18 protein-coding genes are annotated in these 19,078 nt (G+C 56.6%); 14 read left to right on the plus strand and 4 right to left on the minus strand.

The features are described 5' to 3' along the window. Window positions 1-13: 13 nt before the first annotated feature. From cysT to MKZ07_RS30660, 7 genes are all read left to right on the plus strand, one after another. Window positions 14-829, plus strand: a complete 816-nt coding sequence (cysT, locus tag MKZ07_RS30630) for a sulfate ABC transporter permease subunit CysT (RefSeq protein ID WP_036700471.1) — start codon at window positions 14-16, stop codon at window positions 827-829. After that, entirely contained in the window at window positions 826-1,623 is a 798-nt protein-coding gene (locus MKZ07_RS30635; protein ID WP_036700469.1) for a sulfate ABC transporter permease subunit, read from the plus strand. Before cysT ends, MKZ07_RS30635 begins: the two co-directional genes overlap by 4 nt. Window positions 1,624-1,625: 2 nt before the next feature. Beyond that, window positions 1,626-2,690: a sulfate/molybdate ABC transporter ATP-binding protein gene (locus MKZ07_RS30640; protein ID WP_036700466.1), complete on the plus strand. Its 1,065-nt coding sequence runs from the start codon at window positions 1,626-1,628 to the stop codon at window positions 2,688-2,690. Between the two features lie 30 nt (window positions 2,691-2,720). Beyond that, complete coding sequence (locus MKZ07_RS30645; RefSeq protein WP_036700464.1) at window positions 2,721-3,794, plus strand: sulfate ABC transporter substrate-binding protein; 1,074 nt, start codon at window positions 2,721-2,723, stop codon at window positions 3,792-3,794. Between the two features lie 178 nt (window positions 3,795-3,972). Next, the gene (locus tag MKZ07_RS30650; RefSeq protein WP_341029318.1) at window positions 3,973-4,755 is read left to right on the plus strand and encodes an MBL fold metallo-hydrolase; all 783 of its coding nucleotides are present in this window, start codon (window positions 3,973-3,975) and stop codon (window positions 4,753-4,755) included. Between the two features lie 89 nt (window positions 4,756-4,844). Beyond that, window positions 4,845-5,192, plus strand: coding sequence for a VOC family protein (locus tag MKZ07_RS30655; protein ID WP_036700460.1), 348 nt, complete (start codon window positions 4,845-4,847; stop codon window positions 5,190-5,192). A gap of 391 nt (window positions 5,193-5,583) precedes the next feature. Beyond that, window positions 5,584-7,350 carry an ABC transporter ATP-binding protein gene (locus tag MKZ07_RS30660; protein ID WP_051494009.1) on the plus strand — a complete coding sequence of 589 codons (1,767 nt, stop codon included), beginning with the start codon at window positions 5,584-5,586 and terminating at the stop codon, window positions 7,348-7,350. A 4-nt stretch (window positions 7,351-7,354) separates the two neighbouring features. On the opposite strand, the gene MKZ07_RS30665 is transcribed toward MKZ07_RS30660, so the two are convergent. The 3 genes from MKZ07_RS30665 to MKZ07_RS30675 form a co-directional block, all read right to left on the minus strand. Then, entirely contained in the window at window positions 7,355-7,711 is a 357-nt protein-coding gene (locus tag MKZ07_RS30665; RefSeq protein WP_036700459.1) for a hypothetical protein, read from the minus strand. A 199-nt stretch (window positions 7,712-7,910) separates the two neighbouring features. Further along, the gene (locus tag MKZ07_RS30670) at window positions 7,911-8,723 is read right to left on the minus strand and encodes a Cof-type HAD-IIB family hydrolase (RefSeq protein WP_341029320.1); all 813 of its coding nucleotides are present in this window, start codon (window positions 8,721-8,723) and stop codon (window positions 7,911-7,913) included. 141 nt (window positions 8,724-8,864) lie between these two features. Beyond that, complete coding sequence (locus MKZ07_RS30675; protein WP_036700454.1) at window positions 8,865-9,776, minus strand: DMT family transporter; 912 nt, start codon at window positions 9,774-9,776, stop codon at window positions 8,865-8,867. 232 nt (window positions 9,777-10,008) lie between these two features. Here MKZ07_RS30675 and MKZ07_RS30680 point away from each other — a divergent pair, with 232 nt between their 5' ends. Further along, on the plus strand, window positions 10,009-10,719 hold the full coding sequence (locus MKZ07_RS30680) for a metal-dependent hydrolase (protein ID WP_036700452.1): 711 nt from the start codon (window positions 10,009-10,011) through the stop codon (window positions 10,717-10,719). A gap of 91 nt (window positions 10,720-10,810) precedes the next feature. Here the strand turns inward: MKZ07_RS30680 and MKZ07_RS30685 are convergent, their stop codons facing one another. Next, complete coding sequence (locus MKZ07_RS30685; protein WP_036700449.1) at window positions 10,811-11,815, minus strand: lipoate--protein ligase; 1,005 nt, start codon at window positions 11,813-11,815, stop codon at window positions 10,811-10,813. A gap of 352 nt (window positions 11,816-12,167) precedes the next feature. Between MKZ07_RS30685 and cobD the strand changes: the two genes are divergently transcribed. From cobD to MKZ07_RS30715, 6 genes are all read left to right on the plus strand, one after another. Continuing rightward, entirely contained in the window at window positions 12,168-13,259 is a 1,092-nt protein-coding gene (gene cobD / locus MKZ07_RS30690) for a threonine-phosphate decarboxylase CobD (protein WP_341029326.1), read from the plus strand. A 54-nt stretch (window positions 13,260-13,313) separates the two neighbouring features. Continuing rightward, window positions 13,314-14,297, plus strand: a complete 984-nt coding sequence (locus tag MKZ07_RS30695) for an adenosylcobinamide amidohydrolase (protein WP_341029328.1) — start codon at window positions 13,314-13,316, stop codon at window positions 14,295-14,297. Between the two features lie 40 nt (window positions 14,298-14,337). Further along, complete coding sequence (gene cbiB, locus MKZ07_RS30700) at window positions 14,338-15,303, plus strand: adenosylcobinamide-phosphate synthase CbiB (RefSeq protein WP_076159145.1); 966 nt, start codon at window positions 14,338-14,340, stop codon at window positions 15,301-15,303. 149 nt (window positions 15,304-15,452) lie between these two features. Continuing rightward, window positions 15,453-16,100 carry a histidine phosphatase family protein gene (locus MKZ07_RS30705; protein WP_235218456.1) on the plus strand — a complete coding sequence of 216 codons (648 nt, stop codon included), beginning with the start codon at window positions 15,453-15,455 and terminating at the stop codon, window positions 16,098-16,100. Window positions 16,101-16,535: 435 nt separating this feature from the next. Then, a complete protein-coding gene (locus MKZ07_RS30710; protein ID WP_341029333.1) occupies window positions 16,536-17,996 on the plus strand; it encodes an aminotransferase-like domain-containing protein in 1,461 nt (486 codons plus the stop codon). A gap of 9 nt (window positions 17,997-18,005) precedes the next feature. Further along, entirely contained in the window at window positions 18,006-19,076 is a 1,071-nt protein-coding gene (locus tag MKZ07_RS30715; RefSeq protein WP_341029336.1) for a D-alanine--D-alanine ligase, read from the plus strand. Window positions 19,077-19,078 lie beyond the last annotated feature (2 nt).

Below are 19,078 nucleotides of genomic sequence, written 5' to 3' on the forward strand. Positions count from 1 at the left end.
GGGAGGGTGACCATTGAATTCGCTGATCAGGCACAAGGGCTGGACCTGGGGATTTAGATCAACGGTTGTACTTTATTTTGTCATACTGATTGTGCTGCCGATCCTCGGGGTCTATTACAATTCATTCTCATCCGGGCTAGGAAGCTTCACTGAAAGTGTGAGCGATCCGATTGCCTGGAAGTCGGTCCTGTTAACACTCAAGCTGGCGGTCATTGCGGCGCTTACGAATGTGCTGCTGGGTACGATGATCGCCTGGGTCCTTATCCGTTATAAGTTCCGGGGCAGGGCGCTGCTGAACAGCCTTGTCGATCTCCCGTTTGCCCTGCCAACTGCGGTTGGCGGACTGATGATTCTGCTGCTGCTGGGTCCGGGAAGCCTGATCGGAGGCCTTGCGGAATCCCTGGGCTTCACGATTGTTTTTCACCAGCCTGCGATTGTGATTGCGATGGTCTTCGTCACATTCCCCTTCGTCATCCGGGCGGTGCAGCCGCTACTGGAGGAGCTGGATGCTTCGGAAGAAGAGGCAGCCTATACGATGGGAGCGAAGCCGAGCCGGGTCTTCCTCCAGGTCATTCTTCCGTCTATGGCACCTGGCATGATCGGCGGCGGGATGCTGGCCTTTTCGCGGGCGCTCGCTGAATTCGGTGCGGTAGTTCTCGTGGCAGGCAATATTCCGGGGCGCACGCTGGTGTCTTCCGTATTTATTTTCGGAGAGGTCGAAAGTGATAATCCGGCGGGAGCCGCAGCGGTGTCGATCATTCTGCTGACCTTATCCTTCCTGATTCTCTGGCTGATCAGCCTCATGCAGATGCGGGGGAGAAGATCATGAGAAGATTGTGGATTGGACTGACCTATCTCGTGTTCTTCATCCTGATCGCAGCTCCGCTTGGCAGGATGACAATGGGGGCCTTCAGCGAAGGCTGGAGCGGATTCTGGAACGCCCTGACCCGGCCCGAGGCGCTGCATGCGCTGCTGATGACGGGATACGTTGTGGTGGTTGTGACGCTGCTGAATACGCTGTTTGGCATCATGACGGCCCTGTATCTGGTACGGGCGAATTGGCTGGGGCGGCGTCTCAAAAGCCTGCTGAACAGCATCGTGGATCTGCCTTATGCGGTATCGCCGGTTATCGGCGGGCTGATGATCGTTCTGCTGCTCGGGCCGGATAGTGCGCTGGGCACGTTGTTTGAGCAAATCGGAGTGAAGATTGTGTACGCTTTTCCGGGAATGGTGATTGCTACCCTGTTCGTGACGTTCCCGCTAATGGTGCGTGAGGTGATGCCGGTGCTGCAAGAGATCGGGTCCCAGCAGGAAGAGGCCGCGTCCACACTCGGCGCATATGGCTGGACGACCTTCTGGAAGGTAACCTGGCCTTCTATCCGCTGGGCGGTCATCTATGGAGTGATTCTTACGGTGGCCCGCTCGTTGGGTGAGTTCGGTGCGGTGCTCGTTGTCTCAGGCAATATTATGAACCGGACCCAGACGGCCACCACACTGGTCTATCAGGATGTCGAGAATTTCAATGTTACGGCTGCGGGCGGGATAGCACTGGTGCTGGCCGCATTCTCCGCAGGACTGCTGCTGCTTATGGAATGGAGCAAGAGAAGAAAGGGAGGGCACTAATTATGCATGTAGAGGTCCGGGGACTCGATAAGCATTTTGGCGATTTTCATGCGGTGAAGGATGTCCATTTCGGCATTACCAAAGGCCATCTGATCGGGCTGCTCGGCCCAAGCGGCGGCGGCAAAACCTCGATCCTGCGGATGCTGGCGGGCCTTGAGACGCCGGACAGCGGCGAGATTATTTTCCACGGCCGGGCGGTGAACCATCTTCCGCCGCAGGAGCGTGAGATCGGCTTTGTCTTCCAGAACTATGCGCTGTTCAAGCATATGACGGTGTTCGAGAATATCGCCTTCGGCCTGAAAGTCAAAAAAGCCAGTAAGTCTGTCATCCGTGACCGCGTCACCGAGCTGGTGGAGCTTACCGGGCTGAAGGGCTTCGAGAACCGGTATCCGCATCAGCTGTCCGGGGGGCAGCGCCAGCGGGTGGCTTTTGCCCGGGCGCTGGCCCCTGAGCCGCAGCTGCTGCTGCTGGATGAGCCGTTCGCCGCGATTGATGCGAAGATCCGTCAGGAGCTGCGTTCCTGGCTGCGGGAGCTGATCGAACGTGTCGGGATCACCTCGATCTTCGTCACCCACGACCAGGATGAGGCGATTGAAGTAGCGGATGAGATTATGATCATTAACCAGGGGCGGCTGGAGCAGAAGGGTACGCCTTGGGATATCTATAAAGAGCCTAAGACACCGTTCGTGGCCACCTTCATCGGGGAATCCACGCTGATCGGGAGCGCTTCCGAGCTGAAGGGCTTCGAGGGCGCAGGCGACGGCAAGCCGACCAAGGCGCTGATCCGTCCCGAGTACATTGAGGTAGGCTACCTGCATGAATTCAGAATGGCTTCGGCCACGGAGCAGGGTACGGTCAAGCATTTGCATTTTCGCGGAAGTGAATGGCTCGTGGAGGTTGAGGTAAAAGGACATAAGCTGGTCACCTACCGCTCCCTGGAGAAAGAAACGCTCACTCCGGGCCAGGAGATATCCGTGCTGGTACACCGCGCTTACCTGTTCAATGAGGAGCGGAGCTGGATTCAGGAGAATGGGCTTAAGAAAGATCCGATGCCTGTATTTATCTAAAAAATAAATGATGTGGGATGTGTCGCCGGTATGAGGCTTATCAGAAGGAGCAGACAACTGCACGGATGGCTGACGGTCTTACTGCTGGCGGTGTTCACCCTGACCGCTGCCGGTTGCGGGAATGAGCAACAGGCTGCAGGAGAGGCAGGTGCACCGCCGCAGGGAGATCTAACGCTTGTGGTGGGTGCCTATAGCGTGGTGAAGGATGCCATGGGCGAGATTCTTCCCAGGTTCGCTGAGAAGTGGAAGGCGGATACCGGTCAATCGATCGTATTCCAGCAGTCCTATGAGGCTTCCGGAACCCAGGCGAGGGCGATTGCCGGCGGCTTCGAGGCGGATGTCACGCTGCTTGCCATGGAAGGCGATGTCGGGAAGCTGGTCAAGGCGGGTCTGGTGGAGAAGGACTGGAAGAAGCGAGGCGGCGAGGCGGGCATGGTGACGCGGTCGGTTGTGGCCCTGGGAACGCGGGAGGGCAATCCGAAGGGGATTCATGATTTTGCCGATCTGGCGAAGCCGGGGGTGAAGGTACTCTACCCTAATCCGAAGACCTCCGGCGGTGCCCAGTGGGACATCAACGCGATCTACGGGGCCGGCCTGAAGCGTTCTGAGGAGCAGGAGGGGGCGAAGGACCCTGCGGCTGCCAAGGCCTTCCTTGAGAGTATACACAGGAACGTCGAATCTCTGGATAAAAGCGGACGGGCGTCGATGGCTGCCTTCGAGTACGGGGTGGGCGATGTGATCGTCACTTATGAGAATGAGCTGCTGGCGCGGATTGCCGAGGGTGTGAAGTATGAGGTGGTCATCCCTAAGAATACGATTCTGATCGAGAATCCTGCGGCTGTGGTGGATAAATACGCGGATAAGCATGGTACCCGTGCGGCCGCAGATGCGCTTGTAGATTATCTGACGACGCCGCAGGCGCAGGAGATATTCGCCAAGTTCGGCTTTCGTCCCGTGAGCCAGCAGGTCTATGCGGCTCATGAGAGCCAATATCCGGTTCCTGCCGGACTGTTCGACATCAGCTATCTTGGCGGCTGGGAGGAAGTACGTACGACGCTATACTCCAAGCGGGGCATATGGTATCAGGTGCTGGCCGGGATCTAGGCAGTTAAAGGCAGGTTCTGAGTTGAGGTGCGTATGAGGAAGAGAGCTGTTCTATGGCCGGATGAGGCCGAAGGACGGCTCTTTGCCGTTCTTGCAGGCCGGTGTGCAAAGGAGTGGCTCCTGTTCTATAATGAACTGACGGATATTTGAGAAAAAGGACGATGAGGTGGGCAAGCAAATGGATACATTAGTGTTCCTCGGAACAGGGGATGCCATGGGCGTACCCCGGGTCTACTGTGATTGTGAGACCTGCACGGAAGCGAGAACCACCGGGCGCAACAACCGCCTGCGTTCTTCTGTGCTTATAGATAACGGCAGCGGCTTCCTGGCGATCGACTGCGGACCGGACTGGCGGCGGCAGATGGAGCTGCAGGGGCACCGTACCATGAAGCGTCTGCTCGTGACACATGCGCATTTCGATCATATCGGCGGGCTTCCGGAATGGGCGGACAGCTGCCGCTGGATGGGCTTCCGGGGAGAGCTGTATGCTCCGGCAGAGGTTATTCCTGTCATTCAGCGGCAATACCCGTGGCTCACCGGGCATATCGATATGATTCCTTGCGATGACGGCATCACACTGGACGGCTGGCAGATTTCGACGTGGCGGGTCAACCATGGCAAGAATGGTTATTCCTACGCCTACAGACTGGAGAAGGAGGAATATGCCTGGGTGTACTGCCCGGACTCGATCTCTCTGACCACGGAGGAAACCAGGCGTATGCATGGAGCGGACCTGCTGGTGCTGGGAACCAGCTTTTATTACGAGGCAGCTGAATTGTCCACCCGCTCTGTGTATGATATGACCGAAGCCGCCGACCTGCTGGAGACCGTTCAGCCGCGCCGTGCGGTCTACACACATATGTCGCATGACATCAATCTGGAGAAGGATTATATTCTGCCGGAGAAGGTTACGCTTGCCGTTACGGGAATGAGGCTTCCGCTGTGCCGGGAGGAGATCTGAGCAGCATAGCAGTGCGGGACTTGTGTGTGTCACTTAGGATGTGTGCAATTTGATGCAGTGAGTTGGATTGCCGAGAGGAGCTGGTTGTGATGATCAAAGGTTTCGGAGGTATCTTCTGGAGGACCGGAAATCTTGAAGCGGTGAAGAAATGGTACAGTGAGGCGCTGAAGCTTGAAATCGACAGTTGGAACGGGACTGTAATCAGACCCGGGTCAGGCAATGAGACGATCTTGTCCTTCTTCACTGAGCATGACTCTTATTTCCCGGCAGAGCAACAGGTAATGTTGAATTTCCAGGTCCATGATCTGGACGAGGTTATCAAGCATCTGGAACAGATAGGCGTACCGCTTGCCAAGAACAAAGAGAGCAGCGAATTCGGACAATTTGTTTGGATTACAGACCCTGACGGGCGGCTGGTTGAGCTTTGGGAGAAATAAAGCCGGTCCATCACCACGACAGAAGTTTATAATCCGTGTCAGCCGACTATTCACGCACAGTCATATCGATTAAAATACGCTCCCCATAAAGCAGACAGGTTTGATTACTGCTGCTGTATGGGGAGTTTTTACTATGCTTTTCATCCCCAAGACCGACAAGGGAATCCGTCTGCCGTCGCTGGGCCCCTTGCCTGGGGTCTAGTAAACTAAAGGCATCGGAGCCGCAGAGAGTGGGCCCACTACGAGTCCGCTTTCCAGTTTTATGTATATGATGCGTATATTTCTTTATTTTCAAAAAGGGAAGGAGGGACTATACTATAACGATGTGCCAGGGGTTAGGAAGAAACTGTTAGTGCCGTAGGGGCTGGAATTTTAAAGAGGAGATGAGGTTGTGAAAAAGAAAAAAGGTGCTTTTGCCAGATTAAGTACATACATGCTTAGACATAAGCTGATTTATGCCGTATTGCTCTTGGTGACGTTATTCAGTATTGTGCTCGATCTTACGATGGCCTGGTTCCTGGCCCGGATTACGGATGCGGCCGTCCGGCTGGATGTGGAGTCGTTCAAGGGGCTGGCCTGGTTCGGGATTCTATTCTTGCTGGTTACGGGATTGAATACCTTCGTCAGTGCGTATCTCAAGACCAATGTATCAGCCAAAATCAGAAATGAGCTGCGCCAGGATATGATGGGACATACACTGGCCTTGCCGCAGTCTTATTTCGACCGCAATCATTCGGGTGATTTGTTGTCCCGGTTCACGAATGACAATCAGTCGGTGGGGGAAGCGTGCGGGCAGGTAATACTGGATCTGCTGCGCAACCCGCTGCTGGCGGTAGCCTCCTTCGGCTATCTGCTCTATATTAACTGGCTGCTGGCGCTGATTTGCCTGTCCATCGGGCCGCTGCTGTTCCTGACCGGTAAAATCTTCGGCAATGCCATGCGCATCAACAGTGTGCGGGTGCAGGAAAGTATGAGCCGGACTACGGCTTTTCTGAACGATATTCTGGGCAGCAGCATGGTGTTCAAGGCATTCTCCATGGAGCGCAGGCTGCAGAAGCAGTATGTAGGCTACAGTGAGGATATTGCCTCAGGGGAGAAAAAGAAAGCGAGAATCGAAGGCGCAACCGGAGCGATCTCCTCCTTGCTGGGGAATCTGACCTTCCTGCTGGCTCTGGTGATTGCCGGGTGGTTCGTGGCGAATGGAAGACTTGAGGTCGGGGCGATGATTGCCTTCATTCAGTTGATGAACTATCTGGTGGGTCCGTTCTCATCCCTGCCGGGCCTGGTCGCTTCCATGCAGCAGTCGCTGGGTGCAGCGGAGCGGATCTTCGAGGTGATGGATGCGCCTGCTGAAGTTGAGGTGCTGCCTGAAGTCAGGGCGGAGCTGCCGGGGTTCGGGGAGCTACGGCTTGCAGAGGTGTCATTTAGCTATCCGGGCAGTGAGAAGCAGAGCCTTAACAAGGTCAGTCTGGAGCTGGCACGCGGCCAGCAAATGGCCGTAGTAGGTCCGAGCGGCGGGGGGAAATCCACCCTGTTCAAGCTGCTGCTTGGTTTCTATCAGACGGATGCGGGTGAGGTTGCGATCAACGGCCGTCCGATCAGCGGAATACCGCTTGCAGAGCTGCGGAGCTACTTCGCCTATGTGCCTCAGGAGTCGGGACTGTATTCCGGGAGCATCCGGGACAATATTGAGAGCGGCAAGCCCGGTGCGTCAGACGAAGAGGTTATCGAGGCGCTGCGGCAGGCGAATGCGTACGAGTTCGTGACGGAGCTGGCGGAAGGCATACACACGGATATCGGTGAGCATGGCTCCCGGTTGTCCGGCGGTCAGAGACAGCGGCTGTCCATTGCCAGAGCGATGCTCAAAAATGCGCCGATTCTGCTGCTTGATGAAGCTACGGCTGCCCTCGACAATGAGTCAGAGCGAATGGTCCAGCAGGCCATCCGTAAGCTGATGAAGGATAAGACAACGCTTGTGATCGCCCACCGGCTCTCAACGATCCAGAATGCCGATGTCATCCTGGTGATGGAGAACGGGGAAATCGTGGAGCGGGGCGGACATGAAGAGCTGCTTGAGGCAGAGGGGCGCTACTCGGATCTGTACCATTCACAGCTTGAGCAGGAGGCGAAGGAGGAATTGTTAGCCCCTATCGCCTAGCTTCTTAGAGAGTGTCCATTGCCTGAATGATCTGTCCCAGCGCCTTCAATCTTTTGTCCAAAAGTGTCCGCTGCGGGCTCCCAGCCTTAGATTTAGCATAACTGGATTCTACGGAGGGGGTTAACCCGAGAAGAACATGGCGGGCTTCTGCCAGCTCGGCAGGGTTACAAGAGAGCGGCTTCTGATTCCAAACGTTGTCCAGAACTGCTAACCCGATGTGCATGGCGTTCAGGCGTTTCTGAACCAGAGTAGTATTGGTGCCGCTATTCGTCATCTGGGTTAAGGCACTCTCAAGCTTACGGATTGTCGATTGCATAGAGGCTATGGATTGCAGTTGTTCCTCATTTGATATCTCTTCCATGAAGGCACACTTCCTTTCTATTTAGTATAAAAGGGTGGCGCACCGCAGTTCATACCATGAATCTGCGGGGTGCCTCCCTTTTTGGAAAGATAATTTAGATGTTCTGGGGTCCCCGCAAAGTATCTGAATATACATCGAAGCTAAAGCCCCACTTTGTGGGGTTATTTAGCATGAGATGTTCTGCTGGTGTTGTAGCAGCTTATGCTTCTTGGCCAGCGTTAAGAATGAACTTATCAATAGCGTATTTCACGCCGTCCTCATTGTTGCTGAGTGTAACGAAATCAGCGATATCCTTAAGCGCAGGAATGGCATTCGCCATGGCCACACCGAGACCCGCAGCTTCAAGCATCTCATGATCATTCCAGGAATCGCCGACAGCCATCGTCTCGGACAACTCGCAGCCAAAGTGCGCAGCCAGGAATTCCAGGGCCAGACCCTTGGTGCCTTCATGATGCATAATCTCCAGGAAATGTGGCTTGGACTTCGTGATATGAACCGAATCGCCGAGCAGGCGGCGCAGGATCGGAGACAGCTCATCGAGGAAGTCGGGATCGTCGATAATGAGCATTTTTGGTGTTTTTTGCGGAACCAGCTTGGCTTCCCAGTCCGGTTCGATGTAGTACTGCGTTCCATTCAGAGTGGAATAGTCAATCAGCTTCTGATTCTCTTCACGGGCATACAGCTTGTCGTCAATATAAGTCTGCAGGTGCAGATCATGCTCTACACAATACTGGAAAAGCTTGCGCACCGCGTCCTGCGGCACATAACGCTCATACAGGACCTCTTCATCGAGCAGGTTCTTTACCAGCGCCCCTTGGTAGGTGATGATCGGAACATTCAGTCCGGTCTGGCGGGCAATCGCCTGGGCGGAAGCATAAGCGCGTCCGGTAGCGAGGGTAACCACAACGCCTGCGGCTACAGCCTGCTCCAGCGCGGTCTGGGTGGCCGGGGTCACTTCCTTATCGTCGTTAATCAAGGTATCGTCAATATCAATGGCAATCAATTTGTACATTTGGGTTCTCTCCTAAGTGTGGTTTGTAATCCGGCTATCCGCTATCACTTCTATAGGAAGGGGAACGGAAGCACGGCTTTCTGTCTGTAGCAATGGAACATATGAACTTTAAGTCTGGTAAAAGGGTTCGCGGATTCCGGTTCAGCCCTCCGCCTGCGTCCCGGACGGTGCGGGGTTGAGCTCTGCCAGCAGCATGGCGGCAAGAATGCAGCCGCAGCCGAGCAGTGCAGATGCGCCCAGCGTCTCTCCGCCGAAGAGCAGGCCGGTGACGGCAGCGAACACCGGCTCCATGGCATAGATGATCGCCACCCGGGACGGGGTGGTGTATTTCTGGCAGGCCGTCTGAATCCAGAAGGCGAAGGCGCTGGTTGGCCCGATGGAGATCAGCATCGCAGAGAGCACCTCCGGCTGGCGGAGCAGCTCTCCGCTGTGCAGCAGCGGGCCGCTTCCATCCACAAGCAGGGAGGCAACAATGCTGAGCAGGCCTACGAAGCCGAGCTGAAGCGCCGCCAACGGCAGGGCCGGATAACGCGGTGCGTATCTGCCGGTATACGCGATCTGCAGCGCAAAAGCCACGGCGCAGAGCAGAATTAGGCCATCGCCCTTATTCAGGGAGAAGGCAGAGCCGGTAAAGGTCAGTAGATACAAGCCGCCTGCTGCAAGACCGGCGCTCAGCCAGGTATATCTGGAAATGGCCGTCTTCAGCAGCGCCAGAGACAGGAACGGCACGAGCACCACCGACAGCCCGGTAATAAATCCCGTGTTGGAGGTGGTGGTGTACAGCAGCCCCACGGTCTGGAAGCCATAGCCGAGGAACAGGAAGAGGCCCAGCAGCAGGGCATGCATCACCATGCGCAAGCTCAGCTTACGCCATTCCTGGCGGTAGAAGACAGCGGTAATCAAGGCCAGCAGCACGGCGGCACCTGTAAACCGGATGCTGTTAAAAGCAAGCGGCGGCAGCACCCGCACGGCGGACTGCACGATCAGAAACGTGCATCCCCACATCATCGCCACCAGGAGGAGACTGAGATCGGCGATTCGGGAGCGATTCACAGGGTGTCATCCTTTCGGGGCCAGTTGAGTTGTCCAAATTGTATCCTAAAACAGGGGGCAGGACAAGCCGAAACTGTACGGCTTCCTTGGCCCCGCGGGCCTGAGGAGCCTGGAAACTACATATAAGCTGGACAAAAAAGGAAAGCCTTGGTATACTTCGGTAACCGCACACCTGTTCTTATTTCGGGACATCCAGAAGCATTTACACTTTCATCTAAGGAGCGGATTCACCATGATGGGCAAATCCCATTTAGTTATCAGCACCGGGGTTACCCTGTCCGCCATGAGCTTGCTAGGGCATGCCATTACCCTTCCGGCTGTTGCCGTCGCCGTGGTCAGCTCACTGCTGCCCGATATCGACGAGCCGAATTCCATGCTGGTACGCAAGGCCGTGCCGGAGTTTTTGCTGCGTATTCTGCAGGTAGCGCTGATTGGAGCGGGCATTTATCTTTATTTTGCCGGGATAGCGGAGCCGCCCTGGAATATCGCACTGGCGCTGCTGGTCGGCAGCGTATCCTTCCTGCCCAGCCGCAGGCTGCGGCATCTGGTGATGCTGCTGATTGCGCTGGCCTTGTTTGCTTTTGCCGATGCCTATGATCCATGGAACTATATCGCAGCCTGTGTGCTGGTCGTAGCTTCCATAGTTCCACACCGGGGAATCACACATACGCTGTATGCCGTGGCCGGATGGGGCGCGCTGCTGTACTTCGTCTCCCTTGACATGAATGACGGCGGCAGTCTGTGGATTGCCGGGGGCCTGTCCTACGGACTGCATCTCCTCGCCGACTCCCTGACTCAGCGCGGGATTACCCCGCTGCCTCCGATTCCCTTCAAGCTGCGCTTGAAGCTGATGAGCACCGGCACCAAGAAGGGCAACGCGGTGGAGAAAGTATGCGTGATGCTTACGCTGGCGCTCGTTGTGTATGTGTTCGTGCTTGTATAGCGGCGAATCCGGCAAGGATACGAAGACAAAGAACCCCACTAGCTCTGCGCAGGATGCGGCAAGGTTAGCGGGGTTCTTTTATATGCAGCTGCTATTCCTCAAGAAACACAAGTCCGATGAAGTCCTCCGGTTCAATGCGGCCGAAGTAATGCTTCAGATCGAGATCAGCCAGCGCCTGGCGGACCTCTGCCTCCTCATAACGCTTGCCGCGCAGCGCGTTCTCCACATCTGCCACATCGCCCACGCCGAAGAAGTCGCCGTAGATTTTGATCTCCCGGATGACCGAATCTTCAATATCCATGCGGATATCCACGAGTCCGGCCGGGAATTTGCGGGTGTGCTTCACGTTGCTCTTAGGCGAGAGACCGTAGTTCCAGTCCCAGTTCTGGTAATGCTCCTTGGAGATTTCATTGATCCGCACCCAGTCGTCCATTGTCAGCTTGTACTGAGGCACATCAGCGGCCTCCATGCCGAAGATCGAACGCAGCAGCCCTTCGCGGAATTGTTCAATGGTCATATCAGGATTGCCCAGCAGCTCCTTGATATTGGCGACCCGGCTGCGGACCGACTTGGTGCTCTTCGACTTGAACTTCTCGGGATTCACGTTCAGGGAAGCCTGGACATCATCCAGATTCAAATCAAACATCAGGGTGCCGTGGCTGAACATACGTCCACGCGAGGAGAATTGGGCGTTGCCGGAGATTTTCTGCTCCCCAACCTGAAGGTCGTTGCGTCCGCTGAGCTCGGCGTTCACGCCCATAGACTGCAGATAGTCGATGACCGGCTGGGTGAATTTCAGGAAATTATGGAAGGACTGGCCGTCATCCTTGGTAATGAAGCTGAAGTTGAGGTTGCCGAGATCATGATACACTGCACCGCCGCCGGATAGCCGCCGCACGACCTGGATGTTATGCTCCTTCACATACTCCTGGTTGATCTCCTCGATCGTATTCTGATGCTTGCCGATAATAATCGACGGGCTGTTGATATAGAAGAGCAGGTAGCTCTCGTCCATCGGGAGGTTTTTGAGCGCAAATTCCTCAATGGCCAGATTGATCGATGCGTCTGTAATGCCGGTATTATCAATAAAAAGCATTCGTGATTCCTCCGTTAACCATAGTAAACTGCTGTACTTATTCTAAACTAAAAGAGAGATTTCTACAAAACGGAACGGGAATGGCGGGTGGAGGCAGGGAAATGGGTGATATAGCATTGACGGATTTCCGGCAATTGGCCAATAATTGGGAGAATGGTGATATAACTACGGATAGTGAAGTGAGACTTACATATTACACAGAAGGTAACTGCCTGATGTAGCATTGATAAATCATTAATAGTGTGGACAGAGAGGATATAGGATGGAAACATGGACACGGAGGATATTATGATGGGGAGATATGGACACGGGGGATATATGATGGCGAAATATAAACATGGGGGATATACATATGCTTGAAAAATATGGACATGGCGGTGATCTGCTGACCGCAGCTGAATTATACGGCGATAGCAACGGCGGGTTTCTGGATTTCAGCGCGAATATTAACCCGCTGGGGCCGCCGCCCGGTGTGCTGGCGCTGCTGCGGGATGCGGTCTCCGCAATCACAGCGTACCCCGATCCGGGCCACCGGAGGCTGAAGGCACTGCTGGCGGAGGAGCTGGGTCTCGGCACGGAATGGATTACCGTGGCGAACGGGGCGGCAGAATCGATGGCGCTGCTGCTGCTGGCGGTGGCTCCGCGCCGGGTGGGCATCGTGGAGCCGTGCTTCTCCGAGTACCGCCAGCTCGCGGAGCAGTTCGGCGCGGAGGTCTTGTCCGTTCAGGGGAGCAGCCGGACGGATTACCGGGCTGACGTGGACGGTATCTCCGGCCTGCTGGAGCAGGTCGATCTGCTGTTCCTCGGCCAGCCGAATAATCCGAACGGCGTCCAGTATCCGCTGGACGCGCTGCGGCAGCTCGCGCAGCAGGCGGAGGCCTGCGGGACGGTGCTGGCGGTGGATGAAGCGTTCATCGACTTCATCCCGGAGGCGGACCGGCAATCCCTGCTGCCGGAGCTGGGGGCTTATCGTCATACGGTGCTGGTGCGCTCGATGACGAAGTTTTTTGCCATTCCGGGGCTGCGGCTGGGCTTCACTGCCGCGCATCCGGCGCTTGCCGCGGCCATGACGGGCAAGCAGGTGACCTGGAGCGTGAACGGCCTGGCGCTGCTGGCCGGGGAAGCTTGCCTGAGCTGCGGCGACGGCTACGGGCAGGAGACGCGTGCGCTGATCGCAGCCGAGCGGCAGCGGCTGCGGGAGGGCTTGCTTGAGCTCGGCTGCGGCGTGCCGCCGGGCGAAGCGAACTTCCTGCTGCTGCGGCTGCCCGCTCCGTGGAGCGCGCAGGAGATGCAGCAGCGGCTGGGCGCGGGCGGCATCCTCGTCCGCAGCTGCGCGATGTACCCCGGCCTTGAGCCGGGACACATCCGCGTAGCGGTGAAGGGCCGCGCGGACAATGACCGTCTGCTGCAGCAGATGGGGGAGCTGATCCGGACGGGGGTGTGAGGCATCCGCAATCAGGAGATTTTGAGAGTCACTAAAGAAAGGAGTCGGTGATACGTGGATGAGATCGAGGTTAGTCTGCCTTTTAATCTTGAAGACGGAGTGAAGACGTACCAGAGCAAGGTGTGGCCCGGGGTGGTGCTTGAATGGCGGGAGGGCCATCTGCTGCTGGAATTTCCGGCTGAAGCGGACAGTATATCAAGTGCGGTATATGGCGGAGGCGCGGGGCGTCTGAAGCGTGCGGTGAATCAATACGTCAGCCGGGACTACGAATGCAGCAATCCGGTGCAGGATCTGGAAAACAAGCTTCAGGAGTGGGGCTACCCGCTGGAAGGCTGCGCGGGCCTGATGACGGCAGTTCCGCTGGAGCACGCCGCCGTTGCTGAGGAGGATACCGGATCAGCGGGCATATTCTGCTGCGTAACAGCGGCTGCGGGCAACGCGGCCCGGGCGGGATCACAGCGTAGTGTGCTGGCAGCCTACCGTCCAGGCACGATCAACATCATGATTGGGATTGATGGCTGGTTGTCCCAGTCAGCCATGGTTAACGCTGTGATGACGGCTACCGAAGCAAAGGCTGCGGCATTGGCAGACCTCGGAATCACGGATTCCGAGAATGGCCTCATTGCGACCGGCACCACTACGGATGCTATCGTGCTTGCGGTGAGCGGAAGCCGCCGCTATGCTGCGGAGCATGTGTATGCCGGGACGGCGACTGACCTCGGCGGAGCCATCGGCAGACTGGTGTACAGCACGGTGACGGAGAGCCTGCGCTCAGTGAAGGCAGCGAAATCTGTGAGCAGCGCGCAGGCGGAAGCATTGCAGGCTGCGCACGGGGGAGACGCGGGAGCATCACAGGCTGCGCGGAGGGTAGATGCGGAAGCATCACAGGCAGTGCGAGGAGTAAACGCGGAAGCGTTACAGGCTGTGCACGGGGTACACGCAGAAGCATTGCAGGCTCTGCAAGGAGTCGACGCAGCAGCGCCACAGGCACCACATTCTCTGCCACCACGTGTCTCTCAGAGCGGCGGCCGGGAATGACGAACACGGACTACTATACAGAGCGGCGGGGTGATCCAAGGTGAAGCTTGCTATCATCCTGCTCTTTGCTTATATTGTGGACCGGATAGCCGGCGACCCGCGCAAGCTTCCCCATCCCGTTATTTATATGGGGAAGGCGATTAGTGCCCTGGAGCGGGGGATTCGCCGCTTCGCTGCAACGCCCAATGCTCTGAAGCGGGCGGGAATTCTTCTTCCTCTGCTGGTAGCAGGCGGCGCATGGGCGCTGACAGCGCTGGTTGTCATGCTGCTCTACCGGCTATCGCCCTGGCTGGCCGGAGCAGCCGAAGTGTGGCTGATCTCCACCACCATTGCCTCCAAAGGGCTGAAGGATGCGGGCATGGCAGTTTACGCCGAGCTGCGCTCGGGGGATCTGCCCGCCGCCCGCCGGGCGCTCGGGATGATCGTTGGCCGCGATACAGACCATCTGGATAGCCCGGAGATTGTGCGCGGTACGGTGGAGACGGTCGCGGAGAATATCGTCGATGCGATCATCTCGCCGCTGTTCTTCGCCTTACTGGGCGGCGCACCGCTGGCTATGGCTTATCGTGCAGTGAACACGCTGGATTCCATGGTCGGCTACAAGAATGATAAATACCGCGATCTCGGCTGGGCATCGGCCCGCCTGGATGATGTCGCCAACTACATACCGGCGCGGATGACTGCGCTGCTCTTAACCTTATGTGCGGCACTTCTGCGGCTGGACTGGCGCAGATGCTGGCACACGGTTCGCCGGGATGCCCGCCTGCATCCCAGCCCGAACAGCGGGTATCCCGAATCGGCAGTAGCCGGGGCGCTTGGCATCCGGCTTGGCGGTGAGAATGTATACCATGGCATAACTTCCTTTCGCGCTTACATGGGTGATCCGCTGCGGACGATGGAGCCGGAGGATATTATTGTGACCTCGCGGATGATGATGTGGTCCTCGGCTATCTTTGTCTGCATCTGTGCAGCCGTTGCCCTGCTATGGCATGGGATCGGGGGTTGAGCAGATTGAAGAAAGTTCAAGCATTGGGTGCGGGGGAGTCTTCTCCGGCAATCCAGAAAGCTCAGAAGGTTCAGAATGCTCGAAAAACTCAGAATGCTCAGAATACACAGAATACACAGGAAACCTGGGGCAGTCAGAAGGCTCAAAAGTTGCAGAGTACACAGTCACCTCAGACCAACCCTGCGCAGCCGGAGCTGGAAGTGGTTTTAGTCCGACATGGCTATACCCAGTGGAATAAGGAACACCGTTATCTGGGCAGTACCGATTTGCCGCTTGTGCCGGGAGAGGCAGAGCGGCTTGAGAAGCTACGGACACAGCCACCGCTTGGCGGGGAGTTCCGCAGTGTCTATTGCAGTGACCTGCGCAGATGCCGGGAAACTCTAGCGGCCTTGCTTCCGCACCTGATGCCGCAGGCAGTCTATGATTCCCGGCTACGGGAGGTGGACTTCGGGGCGTGGGAGGGCTACACGTATGATCAACTTAAGGATAATCCGCTGTACCGGAGCTGGATTGACAACCCCGGGTCGGCAACGCCCCCGGAAGGGGAGGCGTGGGCGCAATTCGCTGCCCGGGTTGATCATTTCTGGATAGAGCTTCTGCGGGAGGTGCAGGCTCCCGATGCATCCCGTATATTACTGGTGACCCATGGCGGCGTCATCCGGCAGCTGCTGGCGCAGATCATTGAAGGCCAGACATTCTATACCGCAGCAGCACCGGCTCCTGGTGAGGTTACGGTCCTGCGTCTGCTGAAGGTTGGAGGAAGCTGGCAGATGGCGGCGGAGAATGCTAACGGGTGATTGCACTTTGTACATCAGAATGATCCAAAAAACGTATCCATAACTCATTCTGCTGTATTTCCTGCAACAGAATTGCAGCAATTAGCCCGATAATAGGCAAAATCCAAATTTCTAATGCACATAATGCAGCAGAATACGAAAAAGGGCCAATATACGCTTATCTGATTGTACAAAATACAATAGAACCCTCAGGGAGCGCTCAATTAGTGCCCGGGCAATACACGAAAATACCCGATAATCACAACCCGCCCGCATCCGCCCGCATCAGGTATTCCCCATTACCGGTATGCTGAGAAGACGCATGTATAAGCAATATTAGCTCCACATTCCCGCCCCTCATCCCCCACAGAACCACGTCCGGCAGAAAATCCCGGGGCGGTGGTTCTTTTTTTACGGCAAAGTCTGTGCCATGATAGCTATGGAGGCGATCGCAGGATGTTTAAGGATTTCAAGCTCATTGCCGGGCGTCCGGTATCGATCCAGGTGAAGGATTACATGAAGCATCTCATCATCAAAAGCGCGCTCCAAGGCGGGCAGAAGCTGCCCTCGACACGTGAGCTGAGCACCTTGCTGAAGGTCAGCCGGAACTCAGTGATCTCGGCTTATGAGGGTCTGGAGGACGATGGCTTCGCCTATACCGTACAGGGTCAAGGCAGTTATGTCGCCCAAGGCGCGGCAGCGCAGAACGGTGCGGAAGCCGCCTCATGGACGATGGACTGGAAGGAACGGCTTAGCGGGCAGGCGCTGCTTGCAGAGGAGCTGGACATTATGAAGCGGGGGATACGCGCGGAGAAGGGCACGATTTCTTTTACCAGCATCGCCCCGGATGAGCGTCTCTTCGAGCTGGATCATGTCCGCAGAGCGTTCCTGGAGCGTATGTCCGTAGAGGGCAACGTTCTGCTGAATTATGGATATGCCAAAGGCTATAAGCCGTTAATAGACTATCTCAAGCAATATATGGAGCATAAAGGCGTGGATCTGCGCGGCAAGGATATGCTGATTACGAACGGGTTCACGGAGGGCTTCGACCTGGTGCTGTCGGCTCTCGGCAAGCGGCATGGCGCAGTGGTCTGCGAGAATCCGACGCATCATACGGCAATCAAGAATCTGAAGCTGCACGGCTTCGGAATTCACGGGGTCACGATGGAGCGGGACGGCATCCACCTCGGGGAGCTGAAGCAGGCGCTGGAGGCGCGGCCGTATGACTGTGCTTATCTGGTTCCCTCCTACCATAATCCCACCGGCATCGTCATGTCCCCCGAGAAAAGACAAGGGCTAATGAAGCTGATGCAGGACTACAACGTGCCGGTGATTGAGGACGGGTTCAATGAAGAGCTGCGCTATTCCGGCGCCCATGTGGCTCCGTTAATTGCGGCGGCGGGCGGCGGGAACGGCGTGGTGTATCTCGGCAGCTTTTCCAAGGTCCTGTTCCCCGGGCTGCGGGTAGGCTGGGTGCTGGCGGATGAGGAGCTGATCTATTATTTGGAGAGTGTTAAGCGGGCGCGGACCATTCATACCTCGACGCTTGACCAGTCCATTCTGTATCAATATCTGCTGGGCGGCAACCTGGAGAAATATCTCAAAAAAGCCCGGCTGGAGTATAAACGCAAATACGAGCTGACCCTGGCCTGCTGTAAGGAGCATATACCATATGCCTCCTTGTCGGGTGATGGGGGGCTGCATCTGTTCGTAACGTTCGCGGAAGGCTTCAACACAAGGGAATTGCTGGCGGCTTGTCACGCGCGGGGGGTTATTTTTACGGCGGGAGATATCTTTTTCACAGACGGTGCAGGGCAGAACACGCTGCGGCTGGGCTTCTCCAGGGTAGCGGATGAGGATATCGTGAGGGGTATTGCAATCATCGGGAAGACAGCACGGCAAATCATGGGAGAATGAGGTGCGGATATGCTAAGAGTAGGTGTGATTATGGGCGGGGTGTCGTCCGAATATGAGGTGTCGCTGAAGACCGGAAGAGAGATGCTGAAGGCGCTTGATCCGGCAAAATACACAGGAATCCCGGTACACATTACCTCGCGTAAAGAGCTGCTGGAAGGGACGGCCGGACTGGACTTCGCTCTGCTCGCCCTGCATGGGGCTTACGGGGAAGATGGTACGGTGCAGGGAGCCCTGGAGACGCTCGGAATCCCGTATTCCGGGAGCGGGGTGCTCGCAAGCAGCTTGTGTATGGATAAAGGGCTGGCCAAGACGATCATCCGCAGCAAAAGCATTCCCACACCCGACTGGCTGTGTTGGGACAGCATGGACGACTATGCCCCGGAAGCCGTGGAACGGCTCGGTTATCCGGTGATGGTGAAGCCGAATTCCGGCGGGTCCAGCATCGGGATGACCAAGGTAAGAGGGCCAGAGGGGCTGCGGGCGGCGGTGGATAAGGCTTTTGCTAGTGCGGATGGAGGAGCGGTGCTGATTGAACAATACATCCCGGGACAGGAGATTACCTGCTCCATCCTGGGGGGAGAGTTGCTGCCGGTCATCGGGATTCAATCGCTGGGTGCAGACTGGTTCGATTATGAGGCCAAATACGAGCAGGGCGGAGCGGAGGAGCAGATTATCCGGCTGCCGGATGCGGTGCAGGAACAGGTACGGACGGCGGCGTTAACCTGCTACCGGGCGCTTAAATGCGCAGTGTATGCACGGGTGGATATGCTGCTGAAGGATGGTATCCCTTATGTGCTGGAGGTGAATACATTGCCCGGAATGACGGCAACCAGCCTGTTGCCCCAGAGTGCAGAGGCAGCCGGGATGGACTTCAGCAGCCTGCTGGATGAGATCATTACCGGGTCACTGTGTGAGCGCGGGGGGCTGCTAGGTGAACGTGGAGAGGGAGCGCTGACGGATGTGGATGCAGGACTTAAACCGCAGGGGCAAGTGAAGGATGCGCAGCAAGCCGATTATTCCATTCATACCCGTCATGCCCCTCAAGCGCAGCCTGTAGAATCTGGAGGTGTCAGGCTATGAGT

The organism is Paenibacillus sp. FSL P4-0338 (genome assembly GCF_038002365.1).
Taxonomy (GTDB): domain Bacteria; phylum Bacillota; class Bacilli; order Paenibacillales; family Paenibacillaceae; genus Paenibacillus_AQ.